General features: G+C 64.4%; 1 other RNA gene. It reads right to left on the bottom strand.

Annotation, left to right across the window (positions count from 1 at the left end):
- Positions 1-54 precede the first annotated feature (54 nt).
- Positions 55-151: signal recognition particle sRNA small type (gene ffs / locus B2J89_RS22315), an RNA gene on the bottom strand.
- Between the last annotated feature and the right edge of the window lie 88 nt (positions 152-239).

The raw sequence follows: 239 nt of genomic DNA, 5'->3' as shown, positions 1-239 counted from the left end.
GCGCCCATAAAAAAGCCTGCCGGGCATTGTGTCCGGCAGGCTTTTTGAGAAGAAGTTGACGAGCCTTACCCCCGGCACTGGCTCCACAGTTAGGGCTGCTTGGTTCCCCACCTGACCCGGTTGGCCGCTTCACCATGCGGGGAGGCCCGTCAGAGCGTATTGTAAGCGATGGCGCCAGGAGCGGTGCGCTCAGCGCTGGCCCGGCAGCATGCGCGGCAGGGTGTTGTCGCGCAGCCCAT

It is taken from the genome of Acidovorax sp. SRB_24, assembly GCF_012931925.1.
This window is presented reverse-complemented; position numbering and strand designations above follow the sequence as displayed.